Consider the following 22,713-nt stretch of genomic DNA (forward strand, 5'->3'; position numbering starts at 1 on the left):
TTAACAAGATTATAGTTATGAATTATGACAACCCGAGAATTTAGGGAGATTATTAAAAAATCTTCTAATCCTGAAAATTTTGAGTCTATTCAATTAAATTTAAAGTATCCGCATTTAAATTTATTCATAGAGCTTAAAGGAGTTACTTCTATTCATAAATTTTTAGAAAATCAAATTTTAGGTTATGAAAAAGCTAAAGATGAACTTCCCAAAGAATTCAATAATTCATTAAAGCATTTTGAACATCTTCTAAAACGTCTAGAGATATTTGTAAAAAGTAATTTAAATACAGACAAAAATAATTTAGATCGTGGATGGCGAAATGAAGAAGCAACTTTTCGGCAATACAAAGGTATTTTTACCTTTGACAGTCCTGAAACGTCTTTTCTAAGTAAAATTTATAATAAAAATCCAAACTATTTCCACGGTGCATATAATTATGTAATGGGCAATATTGAATTTAATTCGAAAGATAATTTTATTGGAAGTATTTTGGCATATGAATATCAATTAAAGGATCATACAGAGATTACAAAAAGGAGAGAGGCTGAAAAACGTTCGATAAGTTCTTTAAAATCTGAGTTCCAAAACTACATTTCTGAAACTGAATCGCACCTAAATGAACACCTTATAAAATCTAAGAATAGTTATGCGGAACATCTAAAAGAAATTGAAGAGTTTAAAGACGAAAAAAAGAAATTATTTGATAAATGGTTTTTAAACTCAAAAGAAACCTTTAATAATTTTGATAATTCTTCTACCACCAAAATATTAGAATTAGAAAAACTTTATCAAGAAAAGCTAAAACTAGAGGCGCCAGCTAAATACTGGCAAATAAAATCCCAAAAATATTTTAGAGATGGAAATAAGGCCAGAACCATATTAATATGGATTATTGCAATTACAGGAATATTTCTTGCTATTATTTTAATAACAGCTCCAGATTGGATATTCTTGCATGTTTTTGATCAAAATGTTTCCGTTATTGTAAGATGGACATTAGTTTTTATTGCACTTCTTTCTCTTATTGCATATACAATAAGAGCTATTACTAAGGTTATGTTTAGTTCTTATCATCTCGCTCGTGATGCTGAAGAAAGACATACATTAACCTTTTTCTATTTGGCATTATTAAAGGATTCAGCTGTAGATGATGAAGATAAAAAACTGATAATGCAATCTTTATTTAGTAGAACAGATACTGGACTTTTAAAAGAAGATTCTGGGCCTACTATGCCAAATGATATTTCCAAATTCATTGGTAAATAACCCCCCTAGCGCGCTTTTGTAAAGCGTGCTCATTTAAAAGCCTCGGCTTGTCACCCTTGAATAAAATAGTATGGATAAAAAACATATAAACACGCTCCCCAAAATAACAATAGGTGCTGGGCTGGTGTGTGTTTTATTTTTTTTGGGCTGCAAAAATAAGGAAGAAGAAAAAGCCAATACAAATGAAAGAACCTATGAAGTTTTTAAAGGAGAGGATGATACAGATTTACATATTTTGAGTGGCGATTATACTTTTAAAAATGAAGAAGCGCGCAGGCTAAATTCAAAAGGAATTGAGCTGGTGAAAATAAATGAGCTTCACAAGGCCGATGGTTACTTTACTAAAGCTCTAGAGCTAGAGCCTGAAAATCCTGTGGTTTTATGTAATATAGGAAATCTCTACCTTGACTGGGGAAAAGACAAACTTGCCTTAGATTATTATCAGGAAGCGTGGACTAAATCAGATTCATCCTACTTTGCCGCTGCCCAAAATTTAGGAATTGCGTATTGTAATTTACAAGAGTACAACAAAAGTGAGGAGGTTTTAAACTATCTACTCTTGCATTCGGAAAACGATGATGAAAAAACGTTTGCTTCTTATGTTTTGGTACGCGTGTACTTAAGTGAAGAAAAATGTTCCCGGGCAAACCAATTATATTCCAAAATCAAGCCACAATTGAATAAATTTCCTGAGCTTAAAGAGAATCAAAAAGTATTGGAGGACCGTTTACAAACGTGTATTTAATTCCCACCACCCTTTTACAAAGCGTCCCCCGTTACTACTAATACTACTCACTACTCACTTCTCACTACTCACTTCTCACTACTCAAACTCCCCCCAAAAATACGTGCAAACACGTATTTCCATAAAAGTCCGATTTCATAATTTTAGTTTAATATTAATCTAAAACCATAAAAATCATGGCAAAACAAAATGAAACCGGCCACGTAATAAACGTGGACAACTTTTACGAACTCATGCAGTTTCCCATCTCCTACGGCACGCAGTACGCCCCGCCCATGGCTGCATTACAAATTCCACAGCTAAATGTCAAGTACACCGCATCGCAAAACATTATCCTCCCTGGCGCGCTTTTGCAAAGCGTGCCCAGCTACTTTGAGCATTTGCAATGCGACCCATCCAACCCCGTTACGGCAAGCTTCCTGCCCGTGACCTCAAAAAAATCATTTCCCCCGAATCAACCTCTCCAACCGAGTCATCATTTCATCCTTCTCTTTCAGCATGCGCTCATAAAGAGCAATTTTCTCGTCGTGGAGTTTGATTAATTGTTCTATGGGGTGAAAAGTAGGATTATTGTTTATAACCGCAGCATTGTCATTAAAAGTATTAGAAATTACATTTACAGCCTTTTCCTCATCAAAATTCTTAAAAGCTTCAACCGGAATATGGAGCACTTCAGAAATTTCTTTCAATAAATCAGTTTCAATGCTTTCTTTCTGCTCCAACAGTGAAATTTTCTTCTGGTTCCATTCCTCGCCAAGCTCATAGGCAAGTGCCTCTTGCTTCATACCAAGCATTTCGCGAAAACGTTTTACATTCCGCCCTTCGTGTACCTTTTGTTCCATATTAGATATAATTCAATAATAAAGCTAATAACTATTGCCAACTCCAGTGAATTTGAAGAAGTATATCGGCTTCAAATTTTTATTGTGACCACCAAAGTTAACTTTTATTTTAATAAATCCCCGTGTAAGTAAATACTAAAATAGCTATTATTTAGGATAATTTATCCCTAACGTCCTAGTGTATTTATGTTTCAAACTTACTTAACAATTAAACAGATAACCCATAAACAATTAAAAAAAACTTGCAAACCACCCCTTCAATGTTGTATATTTATAACCCTGTTCTATATCCGCTCCCGGATTATACATTATGAGCAACATTTTCTCTCCCATAAGCCGACTCCATGCCGACCGTAAGCCGACTCCATGCCGACTGCAAGCCGACTCCATGCCGATTATACCCCATAGATACTCCCTAGATACTTCTAAAATACCTTATATTAACGCAATAATTTCTCTATTCCCACTAGCACCAGCCCTGTGTAGTGAATCCAAAAATTTTCTATATTTAAATGATAGCCAAAAACAACATTAACTGCCTGTAACGACCAGTACAACAAATCCCTCGAAATGGGCAAAAAGGCCAAATGCAAAGGCGAAGCCGCAAAGACAAAATTAGATCAGGATCCAAACAATGCCCAAGCACAGTTGGATTTAGAACAAGCAACCAATTTTATAAAATTCCACCGCGAACAATCCGGCGATGAGGAAAAATTACGAAACGATTTGGCAGACTATACCTGTCCGTAACATAAACGCTCCCACAGGGGCGTTTTCCTTTTTATACCAATTAAGCAATTCACTATCTTTACATTCAACATTCAACAATCAACAATCTTTTATGAACGAATCCCACCGCATACAAAGCCTTTTCACAGACCTATACCACGGCCATCCCTGGCTGGACGTTACCATACAGGACACACTTTCACAAATAACTCCACAACAGGCCGCCCAACGCCCAATAAAAAACGGCAACACTATTTGGGAAATTGTAAACCACATAATTGCTTGGCGTGAAAACGTATTGAAGAGAGTACAGGGCGAAGTGATCCAAACCCCGTCAAACAATTATATAGAAAAGATAAAAGATACTTCCGTAGAAGCGTGGCAACAAACCCTCGAAACTTTGGAAAGAACCCAAAAGGAATGGCTCTATTTCCTTAGCACCTTTAATGAGGCAGATTTCATCAATAAATATCCGGTAAATAAACTCACCTATTATCAGCACATCCACGGCATTCTCCAGCACGATGCCTATCATTTGGGGCAGATAGTACTGTTGGCAAAAATAACCAATCCCTAACCTGATCTGATGCTACAAACGCTGGTACACTATACGTTGCATCTTTTGGTTCCCGGCCTTATAGCTTATGTTTTTTTCAGAAGTCAATGGAAAAAAGCCTGGCTCATTATGCTTGCGACTATGCTAGTAGATTTAGATCACCTCCTCGCCACCCCAATTTTCGATCCCGGACGTTGCAGCATCAACTTCCACCCGTTGCACACCTATTGGGCGATGGCAGGATATGTGGTATTGTTATTCTTTAGGAAAACTAGGATCATAGCTGTGGGATTATTATTCCACATGTTTACGGACTATATAGATTGCCAATGGAATTGAAATCCCAAATCCCAAATTCCAAATTCCAAACTTGCCTGTTGTGCCTCTGGCAGGCAGGTCCTGAATAAACAAATCCCTACCGATGGTGGTACGGCTCATTCCGAAGGATAGTAAACCCGCGATACAGCTGCTCAATAAAGAAAAGCCGAACCATTTGGTGCGAAAAGGTCATTGCGGATAGCGAAACTTTTCCGTTGGCACGTTCATAAACGGCATCGCTAAACCCATACGGACCACCAATAACGAAGATGAGGTTCTTTAACCCGCTATTCATTTTCTTTTGAAGAAACTGTGCAAACCCTTCCGAAGAATAGGTTTTTCCCTTTTCGTCAAGCAGAATCAAAACATCGGCAGTAGTGGTGCGCTTCAGAATTTCATCGCCTTCTGCTTGTTTTTGAAGCGCTTCGGAAAGATTCTTCGCATTCTTCACATCTGGAATCACTTCCATTTCAAAAGCAATATAAAACCCAAGGCGCTTGGTGTAGTCATCCATCAGGCTTTGCAGTTGTTTGTTGTCGGTCTTGCCTATGGCGAGCAGTGTTATTTTCATATTTCAAAAGTAATGGATTTTAAAGGTTTTTGCATAACTGCCTACTGAAACTGAATACTGCCAACTCTTTTTGTTATTTTAGCTGAAATTTCCTTGCTATGATTTCAGAAAAACAATTCAACAAAGAAATAGACATCATCATCGCCAACGCCATCCGCGAGGATGTGGGCGATGGCGACCACAGTTCGCTGGCCTGTATTTCGGAAGATGCGCTGGGCTCCGCCAAACTTTTGGTAAAGGACGAGGGCATCATTGCCGGCGTTGAATTTGCCCGGCAGGTTTTTGAATATGTAGATCCGGGACTTGAGCTCGATATTAAAATAAAGGACGGAAGCCCCGTAAACTATGGCGATGTGGCATTTTACGTTTCGGGCCTTTCGCAATCTATCTTAAAGTCGGAAAGATTGGTCTTGAACGCCATGCAGCGTATGAGCGCCATTGCCACTAAAACGAATAAATACGTAAAACTGCTTGAGGGCACAAACACAAAAATCCTCGACACCCGAAAGACCACGCCCGGAATCCGAGCCTTGGAAAAGTGGGCCGTAAAAATTGGCGGCGGGGAGAACCACCGCTTTGCACTTTATGATATGGTAATGCTGAAGGACAATCACATAGATTTCTGTGGCGGAATAACCAAGGCTATTGAAAAGACAAAAAAATATTTAAAGGAAAACCAGCTCGGGCTTAAAATTATAGTTGAAGCCCGAAACCTGGACGAGATTGGAGAAATATTACAATCCGAGGGCGTGTATAGAATTTTGATAGATAATTTCAATTATGAAGATACCCGCAAAGCGGTAAAACTCATAGACGGGAAATGCCTAACCGAGTCCAGTGGAGGCATCACGCTGCAGACCGCCAGAAAATATGCCGAATGTGGGGTAGATTATATTTCCAGTGGCGCTTTAACACACTCTGTGCACAATATGGACCTGAGTTTAAAAGCCGTTAAATGAGCGAAGATTCTGAAAAGGATATAAGCATTCCGGTAATCCGAGATGTGGTGCGTTTCAGTAAAAAGATAAAACTTCCCGGCATGGGTGGGTTTTCTCTATATAATTTACTTGATGTTTACGGCACCGGAATCTTAAACGGCACATTTTCCTTTAGGGCTAGTTCCATTGCCTACAGTTTTTTTCTTGCGTTATTTCCTTTTCTATTATTTCTCTTAAACTTAATTCCCTATATTCCCATAGATGGTTTCCAAACCCGCTTTTTGATTTTTATGGAAGCCTTGTTGCCTGCCCAAACCACTGAATTCTTTTATCCCATAATTGCAGATATTGCGGTAAATCCTCGCGCAGGATTAATATCGTTTGTATTCTTTTTATCTATCTTTTTATCTGCCAATGGCGTTAATACCATCTTTAGTGCTTTTGAGCATTCATTTCATGTAACCATAAACCGCAGTTTTTTTAGGCAATACCTGGTTGCAATAATCGTTTCTATTTTCTTGGCATTGTTGTTGTTAACTTCGGTAGGGGTTATTTTATATGGTGAATACATTATAAATGACCTTCAGTCCAGAGCCTATATAGACAATGATGTTTTCTGGATTTCGTTCTTTCAATTTGTTGTGTTTGTAATAATGATCTACGGGGTTATTGCTACTTTGTATTATTTTGGAACCAAAGAAGGTAAGGAATCCCGCTTTTTTTCAGTGGGAGCCATTACTACAACGGTCCTTTTCATTGTCACAACGTACCTTTTTGGAGTTTACATCAATAACTTTTCAAATTATAACGAGTTATACGGTTCCATTGGTGCACTTTTAATTTTGATGTTCTATATTTGGATAAACGCAAACCTATTGCTGCTAGGGTTTGAATTGAATGTTTCTATAAGGCGGCTAAAAGATAAACTTTAACTATAAACCTAAATTTTTAAACAGATGAAAAAAATACTTTTAACTTGCTCCCTAATTGTCTTAACAATATTAACTGCCACGGCGCAGGATGTAACCGGAAAATGGAAAACCATCGACGATGAAACCGGCGAAGCCAAATCCATTGTAGAAATCTATAAGCAAAACGGAAAGGTTTACGGAAAAATCGTAGAAATCCTCAATCCCGCTAAAAAAAATGTAAAATGCGATAAATGCCCTGGAGAAGATAAGGACAAACCGGTACTGGGTCTTGTAATAATCAAAGGACTTGAAAAAGACGGCGATGAATACAATGACGGTACCATCATGGATCCCAACAATGGAAAAGTGTATAAGTGCTACATAGAACTTGATGGCCCAAACAAATTGGATGTTCGCGGTTACATAGGTTTTTCTCTTTTGGGAAGAACACAAACCTGGACGCGCGTCAATTAATAAAACTTTAAAAGCACTATCTTTAAGCCGCCAATTTTGGCGGTTTTTTTATTTCCAATAACCCAATAACCCCAATAATCAATAACTCTTGTATTTCATAGACGTAATCCTTCCCATTCCATTAAAGCAAGCCTTCACCTATGGTGTGAATAAAGATGAAGCTGCTTTTTTAAAGCAGGGTATGCGCGTGGCCGTACCTTTTGGAAAGTCAAAGGTTTACACGGGCATCGTTTATCAGGTACACGACCAACCACCCGTAGGTTACGAAACAAAATCCATAGACCATATTTTGGATGAGGAACCCATTATCACCCAACTTCAATTGAAACATTGGGAATGGCTGGCCGCATATTATATGTGTTCTTTAGGAGAAGTAATTAAAGCGGCCCTGCCCAGTGCATTTCTTTTAGAGAGTGAAACCATTATCAAACTTTCATCTCGAAATTTCCAGGATGAGGAATCGTTGACCGATGACGAGTTCGTTTTATACGAAGCCTTGCAGCACCAATCATCGCTTCATATAAATGATGCACGTTCCATTTTGGATAGGAAGAATATTGTTTCAGTTATCCAAAATTTACTAGATAAAAATATTATCGAGGTCGAAGAAACGGTTTATGAGCAATACGTCCCCAAGATGAAGCGCTACATAAAACTTGCCCCTAAATATACTTCCGAAGAAAAATTGCGCGAGCTTTTAGACTCACTCACCCGTGCGCACAAACAGCGGCAGGTGCTTATGCATCTTTTTATGCTGAATACGCAAGTCAAAAAACCAATCAGCAGTGTAGCGCTACAAAAGAAGAGTGAAGCATCCGCCGCTACACTAAAGGCTTTGATAGATAAAGGTATCTTGGAGGAATATTATATTCAGCACGATCGTGTGGAATTTTCCGGCGAAGCTTCTTCTGAAATAAAGTTGTTGAGTGAGCAACAAACAAAGGCATATCAAGAAATTAAAACAGCGTTCAAAACAAATGATGTAGTATTGCTTCATGGCGTTACCTCAAGTGGAAAAACGGAAATCTATGTGCGCCTTATCGAAGAGGTTATAGCCGCCGGAAAGCAAGTGCTTTATATGCTCCCCGAAATTGCTTTAACTACACAACTTATTACACGACTTCAAAAATATTTTGGTGAAAAGATTTCAGTATTCCATTCTAAATTTTCAGTGAATGAAAGGGTTGAGGTTTGGAACAATGTGCTTTCAGCAAAACAAAAAGCGCAAGTTGTTATTGGCGCGCGCTCTTCCTTATTTCTTCCTTTTAAAAATTTGGGGCTTGTTATTGTGGATGAGGAACACGAACCTTCTTTCAAACAATACAGCCCTGCACCGCGCTACAATGCCCGCGACAGTGCAATTGTCTTGGCTAATCTTCAAAAAGCCCAACTTTTGATGGGTTCCGCCACGCCCTCTTTGGAAAGTTACCACAACGCAAAATCTGGAAAATTTGGATTGGTGACTTTAAAAAAACGCTTCGGAAATGTGTTGATGCCGGATATTGAGTTGGTCGATATCAAGGAAAAAACCCGTAAGAAACAAATGACGGGCCATTTCAGTGACCGGCTTTTGGAAGAAATGCGCGAGGTTTTAAAAAATGGCGAGCAGGTCATTCTTTTTCAAAACAGAAGAGGGTTTTCGCCCGTTGTGGAATGTACCACCTGCGGAATCTCACCACAATGTCCCAATTGTGATGTGAGCCTAACATTTCACCAGTATAAAAACCAGTTACGTTGCCATTACTGCGGCTATCATATGGCGATGATGAAAAGCTGCATTGCCTGCGGTAGCGAAACACTGGACACTAAAGGTTTTGGAACCGAACAGATTGAAGCCGAATTAAAAACACTGTTTCCTAACCATAAAGTGGCGCGGATGGACCAGGACACAACCAAGGGAAAGCATGCCTATTCCAAATTGATTGAAGCTTTGGAAAACGAGGAAATTGATATTTTGGTAGGCACACAAATGCTTGCCAAGGGCTTGGATTTTAGAAACATAAGTTTGGTAGGGGTAATGAATGCAGATAATCTTTTGAACTTTCCAGATTTTCGTGCGCACGAACGCAGTTTTCAGTTGCTACAACAAGTTTCGGGCAGGGCAGGGCGTACCCAAAAACGCGGCAAGGTTTTGATACAAACATATAATCCGTACCATCAAATATTAAAACAAGTAAGCGTTAACGATTATGAAGCGATGTACAAGGAGCAGCTGGAAGAACGCTACAATTATAAATACCCTCCTTTTTACCGAACCATTAAAATAGTTTTTAAGGATAAGAACTTAGCGCGTGTACAGAAAGCGTCACTATGGTTTGGCCAAGCTTTGGAATTGCAGTTTAAAGAAAATATACTGGGGCCAGAGCCACCGCCAGTGGGAAGAATAAAGAATAAGTATATCATGAATATACTTGTGAAAATTCCTAAAAACCAATCTTTGGAAAAGACGAAAAAATATATTGATAACGTACAGCGAAGCTTTAATTCTATTAAAGAATTTTCAAGCGTTCGCGTAAATATAGATGTGGATAATTATTAAGCGTTCTGGGTTGCTGCCAGTGCCTCTACAAGATCAGATTTTCTATTTCGGCTCAACGGCAATTGGTCTTTCTCCAGTTCAATTGTTTTGCTGTTGTAACGTTGCACCTTGTCTAAATTCACAATATAAGACTTATGTATTCTTAAGAAGCGTTCTTTAGGAAGAAGCGCCTGAAAAGCCTTCATTGTTGAAAGAACCACAAGTGATTCGTGCTCGGTTACAAGCTTCACATAATCACCTAAAGCCTCAATATAACGTAATTCATTAAGAAAAACTTTTCGCTTTTTTAGGTTGCTTTTTACAAAGATGAAATCTTCATCATCAAAGCCTTCCTCATGCTTAAGTTTATAATTGGTAATTGCTTTGTGAACGGCATTTAAAAATCTGTCCTTGGCAATAGGCTTCCGAAGATAATCAACGGCATCATAGTCAAATGCTTTAAAAGCATACTTGGTTTTTCCTGTAACAAAAATGACTTGGGGTTTTCTCTGGATATCATCTAAAAGATCAAACCCAGAAAGAATGGGCATTTCTATATCTAGAAAGATGAGGTCAATTTCATTGGAAGCGAGACCCATTTTGGCCTCAATTGCATTTTTATACTCCCCAACAAGCTCAAGTGAGGGGTGCATTTGGATAAGCTTTACAATGGAAAGCCGCTGCAGTGTAGAATCATCTACAATTGCGCATTTAAGTATTGTTTTCTCCACAATAGTAGGTTTTGCGTAAGGCAATAATATGCAAATAATCGATGAAATGCAACTTTTTTTGATTTTAATCGAAAAAATTGCGCACTTCGTCTAAAATTGATTTTTCTGAAGACATTTCAAAATAAGGTTTGATTATACCAAATAAAGTATTATTTTTGCACCCTCTTTGGCAGAAAGCCAAGGTTTTAAACATTAATTTTAATAGATTTTTTATGAATCATTACGAAACTGTTTTCATCTTAAATCCCGTTTTATCTGAAGACCAGATAAAGGAAACAGTAAAGAAATACGAAGATCTTCTTGTTTCTAAAGGTGCTGAGATGATATCCAAAGAAAATTGGGGCTTGAAAAAACTTGCTTACCCAATCCAGAACAAAAAAAGTGGGTTTTATCACCTTTTTGAATTCACCGTTGACGGTGAAGTAGTTCACGAACTTGAAACTGAATTTAAAAGAGACGAACGTTTTATGCGTTACCTTACAGTGAGCCTTGACAAGCACGCAATTGCTTGGGCAGAAAAAAGAAGAAACCGCAATAAAAAATCAGCTTAAATTATGGCTACATTACAACAACAAGCAAAAGGAAAAAAAGACGGAGAGATAAGATATCTTACCCCGCTTAACATAGAGACCAACAAAACTAAAAAATACTGTCGTTTCAAAAGATCGGGTATTAAGTATGTTGACTATAAAGATCCAGATTTCTTATTGAAATTTGTGAACGAACAAGGTAAAATCCTTCCAAGAAGACTTACCGGAACTTCATTAAAGTATCAGCGCAAAGTGGCAGTTGCCGTAAAAAGAGCGCGCCATTTGGCACTTATGCCTTACGTAGCCGATTTATTAAAATAAAAAACCAGAGAACATTATGGAACTTATATTAAAAAAAGACGTAGAAAATCTGGGATTTACAGATGATGTGGTAACCGTAAAGAACGGTTACGGAAGAAACTTTTTGATTCCACAGGGGCACGCAGTACTTGCTACTCCTTCGGCTAAAAAAGTATTGGCTGAAACTTTGAAACAACGCGCTTTTAAAGAAAAGAAAGTGGTTGACGAAGCTAAAACCCAGGCAGAGAAACTTAACGGTCTTGAAATTAAAATTACCGCCAAAACTGGCGAGGGCGATAAGTTGTTTGGTTCTGTTACAAATGCAGATCTTGCAGATGCTCTTGAAAAAGAAGGTGTGTCTATTGATAAAAAGTACATCACTATTGCTGGTGGCGCCATTAAGCGTACCGGTCCTTACGATGCTACTATCCGTTTTCATAGAGATGTGATAAGCAACTTCACTTTTGAAGTGATTGCTGAAGCTAAACCGGCAACAAAATCAAAACCAGAAGCTAAGCCTAAGGCAGAAGCTAAAGCTGAAGAGACTACCTCTGAAGAAGCAAATTCGGAAGAAGTAAACTAAATAACACGATTAATTGTTTTAAGACCTTTCCCGTTTTCGGGGAAGGTTTTATTTTTTTACAAACTTATGAAGTACACCAGATTAACAAAAGAACAATTTGAGGAACTGCACCAGGAATTCATTAATTTTTTGGCCACACAGTCCATTACCGCTGATGAATGGAAAACACTTAAAACTGAAAAACCCGAAGTTGCCGAACAGGAGCTCGATATATTCAGTGATCTAATTTGGGAAGGAGTATTAAATAAGGTGAAGTATTTGGAACACATTTCACCAACACAATTAATGCTTTTTCATATTTCTGAAGCATTTATGGAACTGATAGCCATAAAGATTGATGATGAAAATATAGATATTACAACAGATTATGGTTACAAGTGGCTGCAACAAAATCTTCATGATGATTCGGTAAATCTATATACTTCCACAAAAGCAATCACTGATGATCGCAACAAAGATATTTTTGTTTTGATAAAACAAGGTTCGGTAATAACCAAAGGAGAGCTTTATACGTATTTCAGCGACTTGTTAAGCGAATAATTAAAAGCACCGGTTAAAATTTCTCAAATCCAAAATTGAATATGATTGGGATTTGGAATTGTTAGTTGTAATTTTCTCTATTATTCATAACGCAAACTTTCAATAGGATCCAACCGCGCCGCTTTTGAAGCAGGATAGGAACCGGCAATTATTGCAACAATAAAAGTGATGATGGTTGCCCAGATGATCGCGGCCCAGGGTAGCGTAAAGTCAAACTTAAAGATTTTGGCAAACGCAAAGCCGGTTAAAATTCCCAGGATAATCCCCAAAACACTTCCGAATTGTCCAATAACTATGGTCTCCATAAAAAATTGGGTAGAGATTGTGGAGCGTTTCGCGCCCATTGCTTTTCGCACACCAATCTCCCGTGTACGTTCGGTTACCGAAACCAGCATAATATTCATAAGCGCTATGGAAGAGCCCAAAATGGTAATGATACTGATTATCCACGCTGCGGCTTCCAAATAACCCGTAATCATTGCGATGCGGTTTATTAAATCGTCACTGCGTTCAATACCGAAATTGTTTTCTTCCACAGGATTTAAGCCTCTAATATTTCTAAAAGTAATGATAGCTTCGTCCTGTGCGGCTTCCATCATTTGTTTGTCATCCACTTTTACACTTAAATTGTAATTAATATTGGGTTGTGTAAAAATGCCACGAGCAACCTGAACAGGGATCAAAACCTTTAAATCCTGATTGTTCCCAAAAGTGGATCCCTTGGATTCCAACAAACCAATAACCTTAAATTTCACCCCGCGAATACTGATGGTTTTATTGATTGGGTCTTCATCTTCAAAAAGATTTTTTACAAAATCAGAGCCTATTAAACACACCTTGTTGTTATTCTGTACATCAAAAATGGTGAAATTTCTTCCTTTATCAATTTCGGTTCCCGTGTTTTCCAAATAGTTTTCATTCACGCCATAAACCTGTACTTCCGGATCGGTTTTTTCAGAACCGTATTTTACTTCGGCGGTGGATGTGCCCTGAAATGAAAGGGACGTTTGTGTGTACGGAAATTCATATTTATCAATAAATTCACGTACATTATTGTAGCTAATTATTGGATTGACTTTCTCTCTTTCTCCACTTCTATTTGACTGTACGGTAAATTCGTATTGCTGAATATTAAAAGTATTGGCGCCCATTGAGGCAAAATTGCCCGAAATAGTGTTTTCCAGCGCCGTCACAGCGCTCAATATGCCAACGAGTGCCCATATGCCAATTCCAATAATAACAATGGTAAGAATGGTCCTTAGGAGTTGGCTTTTAATGGAATCCAGCGCAATTCGAACATTTTCCCGGAAAAGTGAAAACATATTTTTAGTTTGTGTTAACCGTTAGACTGTAAAGGGGCAATAAAGTTACAGAATAACAGTGAGGCAAATAATTTTTTCCGCCAATCTTATTGTGGCAAACTTCATTATTATTTAGGATATTTGCCAAGCAGAATATAAAAAATCAAAAGCTCACAGATTTTGTCAAAAAAACCATCCATCCCAAAAGGAACGCGCGATTTCAACCCAGAGGAAGTTACGCGCCGCAATTATATTTTCAATGTAATCAAAGAAACCTTTTCGCTCTATGGTTTTCAACCTATTGAAACGCCCTCTTTTGAAAACAGCGAGACTTTGATGGGGAAATATGGCGAAGAGGGCGATCGGTTGATTTTTAAGATTTTGAACAGTGGCGATTTTCTTTCAAAAGTAGACGAGGATTTATATTCCGAAAAAGACAGTAATAAAATAACTTCAAAAATTTCTGAAAAAGCACTCCGGTACGATCTTACAGTTCCCTTTGCACGTTACGTTGTGCAACACCAAAACGAAATCACCTTCCCTTTTAAACGTTATCAAATACAACCCGTATGGCGTGCCGACCGACCGCAAAAAGGCCGTTTCCGTGAGTTTTTTCAGTGTGATGCAGATGTTGTGGGCTCTACTTCGCTTTGGCAGGAAGTAGAATTTGTGCAATTGTACGATGCCGTTTTTAGCAAACTCGGTTTAAAGGGCGTAACCATAAAAATCAACAACCGAAAAATATTGAGCGGCATCGCCGAAACCATCGGCGCCGAAGATAAATTGATTGACTTTACGGTTGCTTTGGATAAACTCGATAAAATAGGGGAGGAAGGCGTAAAAAAGGAAATGCGCGAAAAAGGTATTTCAGATGAAGCACTCCAAAAGCTGCAACCACTGTTCTCCTTTAAAGGCAGCAATGTAGAAAAATTGAATTCCCTAAAAGGTTTGCTCGATGGCTCTCAATTAGGGATGAAAGGCGTAACAGAGTTGGAGTTTATTACAGAAAATATTGAAACACTCGGTTTACAAACAACCTCGCTGGATATTGACGTTACGCTTGCACGTGGCTTAAATTATTACACGGGTGCTATTTTTGAAGTCGCGGCTCCTGCCGAAGTAAGTATGGGCAGCATTGGCGGTGGCGGAAGGTACGATGACCTAACGGGAATTTTTGGAATGCCGAATATTAGCGGTGTTGGTATTTCTTTCGGATTGGACCGTATTTATTTGGTTCTTGAGGAACTGAATCTTTTCCCCAAAACGGTTTCAGAAAACAGTAAGGCGCTTTTTATAAATTTTGGAGATAAGGAAGCGCTGTATGCAATGGAAGCGATAACAAATTTGCGCAACGCAGGGATAAAGGCTGAATTGTATCCCGATGATACTAAGATGGGCAAGCAAATGGGCTATGCGGACAAACGGAATATTCCTTTTACGGTATTGGCAGGCGAAAAGGAAATGGAAGCACAACAATACACACTTAAGGACATGAAAAGTGGTGCGCAATCATCCGTGAGCTATTCAGAATTGGAAAAAATGCTGGCCCAATAAAGTTTCAATTATTTTCAAACAAAATTTATTCGAGCTTCATTTTCTGAATACTCCTGTTTGCGTTTTTCCATTATTTTTTGCTCAGCTTCCCGTTGGGCCGCTTCAGAAAGCATACCGGAAATACGCAGTTTAGTAAGGTTGGTCATTGTTTGTTTCATTCATCCCCAATTTCGTTAATAATCTTTTCATAGGAAATAACATAGTCAATCTGTTTTTCCTCTGAAACGTGTTTGCGGGGAGTTTCAAGAATTATAAAGTCGAAAAGTTTTGATATTATTTTTTTGAGGCGTTGTTCTGTAGTAAATATAGCCCGGTGTAAAAAATGAGCGGCAAAAGTAAGGGCAACTGAAAGTATAAATAGAGAGATAAAATATATAGAGGTGGAAAAATCTGTTAATGGAACCAAGGTGTAAATTATAAAAAATATTCCAACGAAAAGAAATGAATGGCTTATAAAAATTAAAAACATTCTAAATTCCAAAACTTGTTGAGCGACAAATTTTAAAAGTAATCCAGAACAGATTGCCATAAGTGGAAGGCTCAAAGAATACATAAAAGAGGACATGTATGAAAATCCAAATATGCCCTCTCTATCATTAAAAATATAAAAGATGTGTAAGAACGGTGATAGCACCGCTACAATTGCAAGAAAAATTAAGTAAAAACTTATTTTAGTCTTCTTGATTATCAGGAATCCCGTTACAGTTTCGGTCTCCTGGCGGACATATTTTGACTTTGTCGATTTGTTGCTCATCGCTAATTTGGTTTTCTGGGGTACAGCTAAAAGCTAGACCTGCTAGCATTACTAATGCAAATAAATAATTTTTCATAATAATAGGTTTTAAAAGTTCAAGAGTAAAATTAAACGTTTAATCTACCTATATAAAGCTGTTGCTCAATTATTTATTAACTAGATTTTAACAAATGTAAGAATAATGGGCATATACCCAAGAAATTTTCGACCAACGGAAGATTTTTTCGTTTTCGAAAGACATTTCTTACAGAAGTAGCATTGATTATTTTTCCAGTATAAAGGTATCAAACAAAAAAATCCCCTTGGAATTATCCTTGGGGATTTTAGTAGCGAGAGCGAGACTTGAACTCGCGACCTCCGGGTTATGAATCCGACGCTCTAACCAGCTGAGCTACCTCGCCATATTTTTTTGCTGCAAACTTTATGTCTAAGCGGCTGCAAAGATAGAAACAAAATAATCTGTCGCAAATATTAGGTTCTGTTTTTATTGAAATTATTTCCTCTTTTTAGCAAATTCATTTGAATGAAAAATTTTCAATCTTTCATTTGAGGTTAAAATTAATATATATATATTGGGCATCAACTAACAAAGAGCTATGGAAGATAAAATAAAATATGAAATGGAATTCCCCATCCAGGTTTCCCCTTCACTTTTATATCAATATATTTCAACGCCTTCGGGCCTTTCCGAATGGTATGCAGACAACGTAAATTCACGTGGTGAGTTTTATACATTTATTTGGTCTGAAAGTGAAGAGCGCGCAAAACTGCTCAGTAAAAAAAGCCCTGAACGCATCAAATTTAGGTGGGTAGAAGATGAGGGTGAAGATTTTTACTTTGAACTTCGCATTCAGGTTGATGAAATTACAAAAGATGTTTCGCTAATGGTAACGGATTTTGCCGAAGAAGATGAAGTAGAAGAAGGAAAAATGCTTTGGGAAAATATGATTTCCAACCTAAAGTCAATTTTGGGATCAGTCTAAAATCCTTTTAAATTATAATATCTTTGCGCCGTTCACTTAAAAGTGGGCGGTTTTTTTATGATAAACTTAAACGGAACCTTGCTGGAAAATTCCAAAGCAATAATTGCTTTGGACAATAGAGGCCTTAATTATGGCGATGCTGTTTTTGAAACACTTCGGTTTTCAGGAGGAAAAATATACTTTTGGGAAGACCATTATTTTCGATTGATGGCATCTATGCGAATTCTACGAATGGAAATTCCGATGAATTTTACAATGGAATTTTTAGAGGAAGAAATTTTGCGAACAATCAATTCTTCTGAAAAAAAATGTGCCGCTGTTCGTGTGAAAATTATTGTGTGGCGTAAAACAGGAGGGAAATATACGCCGACAACGAATGAAGTTGACTATGCCATTTCTTTTGAAAAATTAGAGGAGCCTTTTTATACATTAGCAGAAACGGATTGCGAAATTGAACTTTTCAAGGACCATTTTATAAACTCTGGCTTGCTTTCAACATTAAAAACAACCAATAGAATTGTAAATATTCTGGGAAGTATTTATGCAAAAGAAAATAATTATGATAATTGCCTATTGCTGAATGAAAACAAGCAAGTAGTGGAAGCACTTAACGGAAATATTTTTTTGATTTCAGGAAATATTGTTAAAACCCCGCCACTTTTGGATGGTTGTTTAAACGGAATTTTGCGCAAACAGCTTATTTCTATTATAAATACAACACCAGAACTTGGGTTGCGGGAAGCCTCTATTTCTCCATTCGAACTTCAAAAAGCGGACGAAATCTTTATAACAAACACCATTCAAGGGATTGTTTCCGTTACAAAATACAGAAAAAAGGAATTTGTGAATTCTACAGCTAAGATATTGCTGCCAAAGTTGAACCTAAAAGCTAGAATGGATTAATTGAAGCTTGGATTTTCTGGGGCATTGGACCATAAAATATAGTCGCCCCCAAACTCAATCATTTTTTCTTTCCAAAAATTAATATTTGTCTTGCCAATAATCGAATTGTTGTAGTTATTTGGGACTACCACCCAGCTATTTACTTCCAGTTCCTGCTCTAATTGCTCACTCTCCCAACCAGAATAGCCCAGAAAAAAACGTATTTGGTTCTTATTTAACTTGTCGTCTTTTAATAAATCGATTATTGCACTAAAATCCCCACCCCAATAAATACCGTTGGAAATTTCAATACTGTCTGGAATAATTTCTGGGATGCAATGAATAAAATAAAGATTGTCCTGTTCAACCGGCCCTCCGTTAAATACGGGGAGTTTTGAATTTATTTCAGGAACGAAGTCGCGAAGCTTGTATTGAAGGGGCTTGTTAAGAATAAACCCCACAGATCCACTTTCATTATACTCGGCCAAAAGCACGACAGATCGGTTGAAGGATACATCCCCAATAATAGAGGGTTCTGCGACCAATAATAGTCCCTTGGCTGGTTTTAAAGTGGTCATATAGTTTTTTTGGTAATTTAAATCTAAGGAATAATTTTAGAAATACCAAAAATTCACTGAGATGGTTGTTTGATTGATTTATTATTAGTTAAATATAATTTTTTATTGAAAATTCGTAATTAACTATGGTTCAGATAAATAAAAAAGCCCTTCCTTTCATTTAAATGAAAAGAAGGGCTAACAATGTTGTAAAATATTTTACAATTTAGTTTACACTGTTTTGTAAATCTGAACCAGCTTTGAATTTAACTACTTTTTTAGCAGCAATTTTAATGGTTTTACCTGTTTGAGGGTTTCTTCCTTCTCTAGCAGCTCTTTTTGATACTGACCAAGATCCGAATCCTACAAGTGATACTCTGTTACCTTTTTTAAGGGACTTTTGAACGTTGCCCAAGAAAGACTCTAAAGATTTCTTAGCAGCAGCTTTTGTAATTCCGGCATCAGCTGCCATTGCATCGATTAAATCTGATTTGTTCATAATTTTTTTAAATTAAATTGTTGGTTAAACTTCGATTAATTGCCCTACAAATTTAACAGGAATATCCGTTCAGGCAAGTAACCACGCAGGAAATCGTTATTTTTGTTGATAACTTGGGGTGTTTGTTAATAAACTTGATGCTTTTTTATGTGTTTTTAATAGTATCAGTACTGACAAGGGTTCACGATAGTTTGGAATCTTCATCAAATGAATAACCATTTAAAAGCGAAGAAACGTCCATTTTGCGTTTACCGGGAAGTTGTATTTCTTTTATAATAATGAATCCATCTGCACAGGCTACTTTTAGTTCTTTTTTGGAAATTTGAATACTTCCAGGTTTTAAAATTTGCTCACTTCTCTCAAAGCTTGCGCTATAAATCTTTGTCTTCAATTCCTCATTATTATTATGAAGAATAGTCCATGCTACTGGATAGGGTGAAAGCCCGCGAATAAAAGAAGCAATTTCCTTTCCTGGCTTTGTCCAGTCTATACGCGTGTTTTCTGATGTGAGTTTTGGAGCTTCTTTTAAATTGCTTGTCTTGGGCTGTGGTTTTGGGTTTGCTTTTCTCTTCTCAATCAATTCAAGTGTTTCCAAAACCAGTTTGCTCCCTTCATCCATCAGTTTATCGTGAAGTGTTTCCGCCGTTTCATTCTCTTCTATAACTACTTCCTTGTTGGCAATAATTGAACCAGTGTCAATTTTTTCATCAATAAAGAAAGTGGTAACGCCCGATTTTTCTTCACTATTAATTATTGCCCAATTTATAGGAGCCGCACCTCTATATTGTGGAAGAAGTGAAGCGTGTAGGTTGAAAGTTCCCAACTCGGGCATTTGCCAAACCGCTTTTGGAAGCATTCTAAAAGCCACGACTACTTGAAGATTGGCATTCAGATTTTTTAAGTCTTCAAGAAATGATTCATCTTTTAAATTTGTGGGTTGCAATACTTTTAAATTTTGTGAAACCGCATATTTCTTCACCGCTGATCCCAGCAGCTTTCTGCCCCGGCCCGCTGGCCTGTCAGGTGCCGTAATTACGCCCACAATATTTTTGCCTGCTTCCACCATTTCTTTTAAAACCCCCACAGCAAAGTCGGGCGTTCCCATAAATACTATTCTTAAATCGTTTTGCATTTTTTCAGTTTAAATAATATTGTTTTTTTGGATTGGCACTTATTTTCTCGGCATCCATAAGCAAACGGAGTACTTTCAGGATATCAGTTTCGGCAAAAGTAAGTTTTTCTGAAATCTCCCGCGAAGTTAATTCCGATTCTTCAAGTAGTGCCAAAATCTGTCCTGCCAGTTGTTGCATATCGGTTTTTGAAAATTTTGAAGTTAGCGCTTTGCAAACCGAACAAATGCCACATTTTGAAGCAGTAGTTTCACCAAAATAGGAAACCAGCTGCACGCTTCGGCAAGTTTTGGTATTTTCAATATAATTGAGAACGGAATTTACCTGCGCCTTTTTCTTTCGGTTTAGTGCTTCCACCTCGCGTGAAATTACGTTTATAGTTTTGTCATCTTCCCTTGGAACCAAAAACGTAAGTGTGGCATCGGTTATCTGCAGCGTCATTTCCACGACCTGGTCGCGCTCCATTTTTTTTAATATTGAAATTACGGTTTCAATGGGCTGCCCCGTTTTATTCACAATCAAATCCAGATTGATGGCCGTGGGCATTTCAAAAATACCGCCATAAATACGAAGAATTGTTTTTCCAATGACAGAAACCGTTATGTCCTTTTCAAAATAGTGCAACACTTTTTGAGAGGAAATTAAAAAATGCACAATGGATTTTCGTCCAAACTCCTGCGAAAGTTGAATAATCCCCAAACGGTCCAAACTGTTGAGTGCATTGTACGCTAAAAGGGTATTCAGGCTGTAAGTTCTGCAAAATTCTGAAAAACCAAAATTGTGTTTTGTGAATTCTCCTTCACCATAGGGAATCTGAAAATAATTGCTCAGTGTTCTGTAAATAGTTTTCAAATCTGAAGTTGTGGGCAACGATTCCACAAATTGTTGCTTCACATATATTTTGTCGTACTCATTATATAGTAGTATCGCGGAAGCATATTCGCCATCGCGTCCCGCGCGTCCGGCCTCTTGAAAATAACTCTCCAAACTTTCGGGTATTTGAAGATGAATCACAAAGCGAACGTTTGGGTGGTCAATGCCCATCCCAAAAGCGTTGGTTGCAATCATAGTAGAGACAACCCCGTTGCGCCACGCTTGCAGTTTTTGTGCTTTTTCCTTTGCTGAAATTCCCCCGTGATAAAAAGTGGCAGAAATGCCTAAACTATTTAGTTGTTCGCTGATCTCAATGGTACCTTTTCTATTTCGCACGTACACAATTGCAGAGCCTTTGTTTGTTTTAAGCAGTTGTTCGGTTTTGTAAAGTTTGTCTTCCACTTTAAAAACTTGATATGAAAGGTTTTCGCGAACGAAGGAATTTTTGAAGATCGCAGGAAATTCCATTTTCAATTCTGAAATGGTATCTTCCAAAACCTCGGGCGTTGCCGTAGCTGTAAGTGCGATGATGGGTGCCAGCGGATGTATTTCGCGAAGCACTATAATGTTTTTATAGGCAGGCCTGAAATCATTTCCCCATTGCGAAATACAGTGTGCTTCATCAACCGCGATTAAATTCACGTTCATCTGCTTGATGTAGTTTTGGACTATTTCCTGCTGAAGCCGTTCGGGCGATAGATAAAGAAATTTATAATTTCCGTAAAGGGCGTTATCCAAAAGTGTGGTTAGTTCATCAAAAGAAATTCCGCCAGTTAGCTTTAGCGCTTTTATCCCGCGCTCCTTTAGAACATTCACTTGATCGCCCATTAATGCTACCAAAGGTGAAACTACAATACAAGTACCCTCTAGTGCTAAAGCAGGAGCCTGAAAACAGAGTGACTTTCCGCCGCCTGTGGGTAAAAGTGCCACAGTATCCTTCCCGTCCATTACGGATGCGATTATTTCTTCCTGCAAAGGTTTGAAGGAAGTATAACCCCAATATTTGGTCAGGATGTCGCGGACATTCGTCAAGGTGTATTTTTAAGGTGATTCAGAATATTTTCGACTCTATCTTTAATAGTGCCCACGGGTACTTCATGAATTTTATATCCATAATTTTGATAACCATTTTTAAGGAAATGAAATATTTTCTCGGCCTGTTCAAAAGATTCGTAGCGCTCGTTGTCCTGTTCGTAAATTTCTTCCCAGGGGGGGAGCACAAATATTTCATCATATCGGTATTCATTGCACGTTTCACAAAAATTTTCAGGATAATGGGTAGCAACAAAGTCCATATAAGCAGTAACGTCTGGCATCCCGCGGTCATAAAAAAGTACGGGGGCTGCGCAATTTTTTCCTTCGTGAAACTGCTTCAATCTGCCTTCCAATAATTTTTCACTGAATAAAATAGGATTCTCCAAAAACAATTGTTCAATCCCTTCTTTTTGTGCTTCAAGAATTACATCTCTTGAAATTTCGTGCATGACGGGATAGCCTTCTTTTTCCAGATAATTAATTAGTGCCGTTTTTCCTGAGCCGGGCCCACCGGTAATTACAATTCTTCTCGTGTCCAAAAGTTACAATTTTCTACAAAGTAAGTAAATAAATATTTGTGGTGAAAGTGT

At 37.7% G+C, this 22,713-nt stretch carries 27 protein-coding genes and 1 tRNA gene; 16 read left to right on the forward strand and 12 right to left on the reverse strand.

From position 1 onward, the window contains the following. The first annotated feature begins 24 nt into the window (after positions 1 to 24). The gene (locus AC58DT_RS03450) at positions 25 to 1,269 is read left to right on the forward strand and encodes a DUF6161 domain-containing protein (protein WP_497215419.1); all 1,245 of its coding nucleotides are present in this window, start codon (positions 25 to 27) and stop codon (positions 1,267 to 1,269) included. Between the two features lie 70 nt (positions 1,270 to 1,339). Next, positions 1,340 to 2,014: a tetratricopeptide repeat protein gene (locus AC58DT_RS03455; protein WP_497215420.1), complete on the forward strand. Its 675-nt coding sequence runs from the start codon at positions 1,340 to 1,342 to the stop codon at positions 2,012 to 2,014. Between the two features lie 440 nt (positions 2,015 to 2,454). Here AC58DT_RS03455 and AC58DT_RS03460 read toward each other — a convergent pair whose 3' ends face one another. Beyond that, complete coding sequence (locus tag AC58DT_RS03460) at positions 2,455 to 2,856, reverse strand: helix-turn-helix transcriptional regulator (RefSeq protein WP_497215421.1); 402 nt, start codon at positions 2,854 to 2,856, stop codon at positions 2,455 to 2,457. Between the two features lie 570 nt (positions 2,857 to 3,426). On the opposite strand from AC58DT_RS03460, the gene AC58DT_RS03465 reads away from it, so the two are divergent. The 3 genes from AC58DT_RS03465 (at position 3,427) to AC58DT_RS03475 (ending at position 4,480) form a co-directional block, all read left to right on the forward strand. Next, the gene (locus AC58DT_RS03465) at positions 3,427 to 3,606 is read left to right on the forward strand and encodes a hypothetical protein (RefSeq protein WP_497215422.1); all 180 of its coding nucleotides are present in this window, start codon (positions 3,427 to 3,429) and stop codon (positions 3,604 to 3,606) included. Between the two features lie 91 nt (positions 3,607 to 3,697). Further along, on the forward strand, positions 3,698 to 4,162 hold the full coding sequence (locus AC58DT_RS03470; protein WP_497215423.1) for a DinB family protein: 465 nt from the start codon (positions 3,698 to 3,700) through the stop codon (positions 4,160 to 4,162). Between the two features lie 9 nt (positions 4,163 to 4,171). Continuing rightward, on the forward strand, positions 4,172 to 4,480 hold the full coding sequence (locus AC58DT_RS03475; protein ID WP_045079644.1) for a DUF6122 family protein: 309 nt from the start codon (positions 4,172 to 4,174) through the stop codon (positions 4,478 to 4,480). 76 nt (positions 4,481 to 4,556) lie between these two features. Here AC58DT_RS03475 and rlmH read toward each other — a convergent pair whose 3' ends face one another. Further along, the gene (gene rlmH / locus AC58DT_RS03480) at positions 4,557 to 5,030 is read right to left on the reverse strand and encodes a 23S rRNA (pseudouridine(1915)-N(3))-methyltransferase RlmH (protein WP_045079643.1); all 474 of its coding nucleotides are present in this window, start codon (positions 5,028 to 5,030) and stop codon (positions 4,557 to 4,559) included. Positions 5,031 to 5,128: 98 nt separating this feature from the next. Between rlmH and nadC the strand changes: the two genes are divergently transcribed. From nadC to priA, 4 genes are all read left to right on the forward strand, one after another. Then, on the forward strand, positions 5,129 to 5,989 hold the full coding sequence (gene nadC, locus AC58DT_RS03485) for a carboxylating nicotinate-nucleotide diphosphorylase (protein ID WP_497215424.1): 861 nt from the start codon (positions 5,129 to 5,131) through the stop codon (positions 5,987 to 5,989). Next, positions 5,986 to 6,900: a YihY/virulence factor BrkB family protein gene (locus AC58DT_RS03490; RefSeq protein ID WP_497215425.1), complete on the forward strand. Its 915-nt coding sequence runs from the start codon at positions 5,986 to 5,988 to the stop codon at positions 6,898 to 6,900. The genes nadC and AC58DT_RS03490 overlap by 4 nt, the downstream gene beginning before the upstream one ends. Before the next feature lie 24 nt (positions 6,901 to 6,924). After that, positions 6,925 to 7,353, forward strand: a complete 429-nt coding sequence (locus AC58DT_RS03495; RefSeq protein WP_497215426.1) for a DUF2147 domain-containing protein — start codon at positions 6,925 to 6,927, stop codon at positions 7,351 to 7,353. 88 nt (positions 7,354 to 7,441) lie between these two features. After that, complete coding sequence (gene priA / locus AC58DT_RS03500) at positions 7,442 to 9,892, forward strand: replication restart helicase PriA (RefSeq protein ID WP_497215427.1); 2,451 nt, start codon at positions 7,442 to 7,444, stop codon at positions 9,890 to 9,892. Here the strand turns inward: priA and AC58DT_RS03505 are convergent. Then, complete coding sequence (locus AC58DT_RS03505; protein ID WP_193392790.1) at positions 9,889 to 10,602, reverse strand: LytR/AlgR family response regulator transcription factor; 714 nt, start codon at positions 10,600 to 10,602, stop codon at positions 9,889 to 9,891. The two genes, priA and AC58DT_RS03505, sit on opposite strands and share 4 nt — an antisense overlap. A gap of 212 nt (positions 10,603 to 10,814) precedes the next feature. Between AC58DT_RS03505 and rpsF the strand changes: the two genes are divergently transcribed. The 4 genes from rpsF to AC58DT_RS03525 all read left to right on the forward strand — a co-directional run bounded on the left by rpsF (position 10,815) and on the right by AC58DT_RS03525 (position 12,555). Next, a complete protein-coding gene (gene rpsF, locus AC58DT_RS03510) occupies positions 10,815 to 11,153 on the forward strand; it encodes a 30S ribosomal protein S6 (RefSeq protein ID WP_062621494.1) in 339 nt (112 codons plus the stop codon). Between the two features lie 3 nt (positions 11,154 to 11,156). Next, complete coding sequence (rpsR, locus tag AC58DT_RS03515; RefSeq protein ID WP_497215428.1) at positions 11,157 to 11,453, forward strand: 30S ribosomal protein S18; 297 nt, start codon at positions 11,157 to 11,159, stop codon at positions 11,451 to 11,453. A 16-nt stretch (positions 11,454 to 11,469) separates the two neighbouring features. Beyond that, positions 11,470 to 12,015, forward strand: coding sequence for a 50S ribosomal protein L9 (gene rplI, locus AC58DT_RS03520; RefSeq protein ID WP_497215429.1), 546 nt, complete (start codon positions 11,470 to 11,472; stop codon positions 12,013 to 12,015). 66 nt (positions 12,016 to 12,081) lie between these two features. Continuing rightward, on the forward strand, positions 12,082 to 12,555 hold the full coding sequence (locus tag AC58DT_RS03525; protein WP_497215431.1) for a DUF6495 family protein: 474 nt from the start codon (positions 12,082 to 12,084) through the stop codon (positions 12,553 to 12,555). A gap of 80 nt (positions 12,556 to 12,635) precedes the next feature. Here AC58DT_RS03525 and AC58DT_RS03530 read toward each other — a convergent pair whose 3' ends face one another. Next, positions 12,636 to 13,877: an ABC transporter permease gene (locus tag AC58DT_RS03530; RefSeq protein ID WP_497215433.1), complete on the reverse strand. Its 1,242-nt coding sequence runs from the start codon at positions 13,875 to 13,877 to the stop codon at positions 12,636 to 12,638. Between the two features lie 159 nt (positions 13,878 to 14,036). On the opposite strand from AC58DT_RS03530, the gene hisS reads away from it, so the two are divergent. Further along, a complete protein-coding gene (gene hisS / locus AC58DT_RS03535) occupies positions 14,037 to 15,410 on the forward strand; it encodes a histidine--tRNA ligase (RefSeq protein ID WP_497215434.1) in 1,374 nt (457 codons plus the stop codon). Positions 15,411 to 15,424: 14 nt separating this feature from the next. Here hisS and AC58DT_RS03540 read toward each other — a convergent pair whose 3' ends face one another. The 3 genes from AC58DT_RS03540 to AC58DT_RS03550 all read right to left on the reverse strand — a co-directional run bounded on the left by AC58DT_RS03540 (position 15,425) and on the right by AC58DT_RS03550 (position 16,565). Further along, the gene (locus tag AC58DT_RS03540) at positions 15,425 to 15,568 is read right to left on the reverse strand and encodes a hypothetical protein (protein WP_497215435.1); all 144 of its coding nucleotides are present in this window, start codon (positions 15,566 to 15,568) and stop codon (positions 15,425 to 15,427) included. Positions 15,569 to 16,081: 513 nt separating this feature from the next. Continuing rightward, a complete protein-coding gene (locus tag AC58DT_RS03545) occupies positions 16,082 to 16,240 on the reverse strand; it encodes a hypothetical protein (protein ID WP_157881719.1) in 159 nt (52 codons plus the stop codon). Between the two features lie 251 nt (positions 16,241 to 16,491). Further along, positions 16,492 to 16,565: transfer RNA gene (locus AC58DT_RS03550), tRNA-Met, on the reverse strand. Positions 16,566 to 16,760: 195 nt separating this feature from the next. Here AC58DT_RS03550 and AC58DT_RS03555 point away from each other — a divergent pair. After that, positions 16,761 to 17,147, forward strand: coding sequence for an START-like domain-containing protein (locus AC58DT_RS03555; RefSeq protein WP_497215436.1), 387 nt, complete (start codon positions 16,761 to 16,763; stop codon positions 17,145 to 17,147). Positions 17,148 to 17,204: 57 nt separating this feature from the next. Further along, the gene (locus AC58DT_RS03560) at positions 17,205 to 18,050 is read left to right on the forward strand and encodes an aminotransferase class IV (protein WP_497215437.1); all 846 of its coding nucleotides are present in this window, start codon (positions 17,205 to 17,207) and stop codon (positions 18,048 to 18,050) included. On the opposite strand, the gene AC58DT_RS03565 is transcribed toward AC58DT_RS03560, so the two are convergent. The 5 genes from AC58DT_RS03565 to AC58DT_RS03585 form a co-directional block, all read right to left on the reverse strand. Next, a complete protein-coding gene (locus AC58DT_RS03565) occupies positions 18,047 to 18,607 on the reverse strand; it encodes a YqgE/AlgH family protein (RefSeq protein ID WP_497215438.1) in 561 nt (186 codons plus the stop codon). The two genes, AC58DT_RS03560 and AC58DT_RS03565, sit on opposite strands and share 4 nt — an antisense overlap. Before the next feature lie 205 nt (positions 18,608 to 18,812). Beyond that, complete coding sequence (locus AC58DT_RS03570; RefSeq protein WP_062620916.1) at positions 18,813 to 19,085, reverse strand: HU family DNA-binding protein; 273 nt, start codon at positions 19,083 to 19,085, stop codon at positions 18,813 to 18,815. 181 nt (positions 19,086 to 19,266) lie between these two features. After that, entirely contained in the window at positions 19,267 to 20,217 is a 951-nt protein-coding gene (gene fmt, locus AC58DT_RS03575; protein WP_497215440.1) for a methionyl-tRNA formyltransferase, read from the reverse strand. Between the two features lie 4 nt (positions 20,218 to 20,221). After that, positions 20,222 to 22,120, reverse strand: coding sequence for a RecQ family ATP-dependent DNA helicase (locus AC58DT_RS03580; protein WP_497215441.1), 1,899 nt, complete (start codon positions 22,118 to 22,120; stop codon positions 20,222 to 20,224). After that, a complete protein-coding gene (locus AC58DT_RS03585; RefSeq protein ID WP_497215442.1) occupies positions 22,117 to 22,662 on the reverse strand; it encodes an AAA family ATPase in 546 nt (181 codons plus the stop codon). The genes AC58DT_RS03580 and AC58DT_RS03585 overlap by 4 nt, the downstream gene beginning before the upstream one ends. Positions 22,663 to 22,713: the final 51 nt, after the last annotated feature.

The organism is Aequorivita sp. CRS11 (genome assembly GCF_059693805.1).

Excerpts from the sequence above, each read along its gene's own strand:
- AC58DT_RS03455 (WP_497215420.1), top strand. The coding sequence starts at position 1,340 with ATGGATAAAAAACATATAAACACGCTCCCCAAAATAACAATAGGTGCT.
- AC58DT_RS03530 (WP_497215433.1), bottom strand. The coding sequence starts at position 13,877 with ATGTTTTCACTTTTCCGGGAAAATGTTCGAATTGCGCTGGATTCCATT.
- nadC (WP_497215424.1), top strand. The coding sequence starts at position 5,129 with ATGATTTCAGAAAAACAATTCAACAAAGAAATAGACATCATCATCGCC.
- AC58DT_RS03475 (WP_045079644.1), top strand. The coding sequence starts at position 4,172 with ATGCTACAAACGCTGGTACACTATACGTTGCATCTTTTGGTTCCCGGC.
- AC58DT_RS03470 (WP_497215423.1), top strand. The coding sequence starts at position 3,698 with ATGAACGAATCCCACCGCATACAAAGCCTTTTCACAGACCTATACCAC.
- rplI (WP_497215429.1), top strand. The coding sequence starts at position 11,470 with ATGGAACTTATATTAAAAAAAGACGTAGAAAATCTGGGATTTACAGAT.
- AC58DT_RS03460 (WP_497215421.1), bottom strand. The coding sequence starts at position 2,856 with ATGGAACAAAAGGTACACGAAGGGCGGAATGTAAAACGTTTTCGCGAA.
- AC58DT_RS03540 (WP_497215435.1), bottom strand. The coding sequence starts at position 15,568 with ATGAAACAAACAATGACCAACCTTACTAAACTGCGTATTTCCGGTATG.
- AC58DT_RS03560 (WP_497215437.1), top strand. The coding sequence starts at position 17,205 with ATGATAAACTTAAACGGAACCTTGCTGGAAAATTCCAAAGCAATAATT.
- AC58DT_RS03450 (WP_497215419.1), top strand. The coding sequence starts at position 25 with ATGACAACCCGAGAATTTAGGGAGATTATTAAAAAATCTTCTAATCCT.
- AC58DT_RS03545 (WP_157881719.1), bottom strand. The coding sequence starts at position 16,240 with ATGAAAAATTATTTATTTGCATTAGTAATGCTAGCAGGTCTAGCTTTT.
- fmt (WP_497215440.1), bottom strand. The coding sequence starts at position 20,217 with ATGCAAAACGATTTAAGAATAGTATTTATGGGAACGCCCGACTTTGCT.
- AC58DT_RS03495 (WP_497215426.1), top strand. The coding sequence starts at position 6,925 with ATGAAAAAAATACTTTTAACTTGCTCCCTAATTGTCTTAACAATATTA.
- AC58DT_RS03565 (WP_497215438.1), bottom strand. The coding sequence starts at position 18,607 with ATGACCACTTTAAAACCAGCCAAGGGACTATTATTGGTCGCAGAACCC.
- AC58DT_RS03465 (WP_497215422.1), top strand. The coding sequence starts at position 3,427 with ATGGGCAAAAAGGCCAAATGCAAAGGCGAAGCCGCAAAGACAAAATTA.
- AC58DT_RS03490 (WP_497215425.1), top strand. The coding sequence starts at position 5,986 with ATGAGCGAAGATTCTGAAAAGGATATAAGCATTCCGGTAATCCGAGAT.
- AC58DT_RS03525 (WP_497215431.1), top strand. The coding sequence starts at position 12,082 with ATGAAGTACACCAGATTAACAAAAGAACAATTTGAGGAACTGCACCAG.
- rlmH (WP_045079643.1), bottom strand. The coding sequence starts at position 5,030 with ATGAAAATAACACTGCTCGCCATAGGCAAGACCGACAACAAACAACTG.
- AC58DT_RS03570 (WP_062620916.1), bottom strand. The coding sequence starts at position 19,085 with ATGAACAAATCAGATTTAATCGATGCAATGGCAGCTGATGCCGGAATT.
- rpsR (WP_497215428.1), top strand. The coding sequence starts at position 11,157 with ATGGCTACATTACAACAACAAGCAAAAGGAAAAAAAGACGGAGAGATA.
- AC58DT_RS03555 (WP_497215436.1), top strand. The coding sequence starts at position 16,761 with ATGGAAGATAAAATAAAATATGAAATGGAATTCCCCATCCAGGTTTCC.
- rpsF (WP_062621494.1), top strand. The coding sequence starts at position 10,815 with ATGAATCATTACGAAACTGTTTTCATCTTAAATCCCGTTTTATCTGAA.